The sequence below is a fragment of the Arthrobacter sp. B0427-1-12 genome (assembly GCF_059092905.1).
Map to the genome: position 1 here is coordinate 1 of NZ_JBNHIC010000283.1, position 210 is coordinate 210.

Consider the following 210-nt stretch of genomic DNA (forward strand, 5'->3'; position numbering starts at 1 on the left):
GCCAGCAGCAGCAGTGTGAGTCCGGCCAGCAGCAGCACCGTGCCGCTGACCCACACCGCAGGATCATTCCATCTCAGGGCGGCCGCCCAGTCCCGCAGGCCGGCCAGGAACGGGGGCCACATGCCCTCGGCCAGGCGAGCGATCGAGAGCCAGGTCAGGGTGATGCCCGCCCCCAGCATCAGCAGTCCGATGATGAGAGCCGGGATGGCG

At 70.0% G+C, this 210-nt stretch carries 1 protein-coding gene; it reads right to left on the reverse strand.

Annotated elements, in window-relative coordinates; translation table 11 throughout:
• Positions 1-210: hypothetical protein (locus AC5RWU_RS24865; RefSeq protein WP_493986823.1), on the reverse strand; the 210-nt coding region annotated here is incomplete at both ends.